Genomic DNA, 1351 nt, shown 5'->3' with positions numbered 1-1351 from the left:
ACATTGAGGCTGAGACCTGATGCCGAGCCGATTGTGGTGAAGTGGATGATCCTATGCTGTCGAGAAAAGCCTCTAGCGAGTTTCATGGCGGCCCGTACCCTAAACCGACTCAGGTGGTCAGGTAGAGAATACCGAGGCGTTCGGGTGAACTATGGTTAAGGAACTCGGCAAAATGCCCCCGTAACTTCGGGAGAAGGGGGGCCATCACTGGTGAGAGGACTTGCTCCTCGAGCTGGGGGTGGCCGCAGAGACCAGCGAGAAGCGACTGTTTACTAAAAACACAGGTCCGTGCGAAGCCGTAAGGCGATGTATACGGACTGACGCCTGCCCGGTGCTGGAACGTTAAGGGGACCGGTTAGCTCTGATTCGTCAGGGCGAAGCTGAGAACTTAAGCGCCAGTAAACGGCGGTGGTAACTATAACCATCCTAAGGTAGCGAAATTCCTTGTCGGGTAAGTTCCGACCTGCACGAATGGCGTAACGACTTCTCGACTGTCTCAACCATAGGCCCGGTGAAATTGCACTACGAGTAAAGATGCTCGTTTCGCGCAGCAGGACGGAAAGACCCCGGGACCTTTACTACAGTTTGATATTGGTGTTCGGTTCGGCTTGTGTAGGATAGCTGGGAGACTGTGAACTCTGGACGCCAGTTCAGGGGGAGTCGTCGTTGAAATACCAGTCTGGTCGTGCTGGATGTCTAACCTGGGTCCGTGATCCGGATCAGGGACAGTGTCTGATGGGTAGTTTAACTGGGGCGGTTGCCTCCTAAAGAGTAACGGAGGCGCCCAAAGGTTCCCTCAGCCTGGTTGGCAATCAGGTGTTGAGTGTAAGTGCACAAGGGAGCTTGACTGTGAGACCGACGGGTCGAGCAGGGACGAAAGTCGGGACTAGTGATCCGGCGGTGGCTTGTGGAAGCGCCGTCGCTCAACGGATAAAAGGTACCCCGGGGATAACAGGCTGATCTTCCCCAAGAGTCCATATCGACGGGATGGTTTGGCACCTCGATGTCGGCTCGTCGCATCCTGGGGCTGGAGTCGGTCCCAAGGGTTGGGCTGTTCGCCCATTAAAGCGGTACGCGAGCTGGGTTTAGAACGTCGTGAGACAGTTCGGTCCCTATCCGCTGCGCGCGCAGGAATATTGAGAAGGGCTGTCCCTAGTACGAGAGGACCGGGACGGACGAACCTCTGGTGTGCCAGTTGTTCTGCCAAGGGCATGGCTGGTTGGCTACGTTCGGGAGGGATAACCGCTGAAAGCATCTAAGCGGGAAGCCTGCTTCGAGATGAGTATTCCCACCCACTTGATGGGGTAAGGCTCCCAGTAGACGACTGGGTTGATAGGCCGGATCTGGAAGC

1 rRNA gene (cut by a window edge) is annotated in these 1351 nt (G+C 56.1%); it reads left to right on the top strand.

The annotated features are described in order from the left end of the window. Positions 1-1351, top strand: a 23S ribosomal RNA gene (locus ACIPSE_RS47195) (its annotated part extends 1444 nt beyond the left edge of the window); the annotation flags it as partial.

The organism is Streptomyces sp. NPDC090106, assembly GCF_044747265.1.
Taxonomy (GTDB): domain Bacteria; phylum Actinomycetota; class Actinomycetes; order Streptomycetales; family Streptomycetaceae; genus Streptomyces.
Note: the sequence above shows the minus strand (reverse complement) of the source record. Positions and strands in the feature narration are given on the sequence as shown.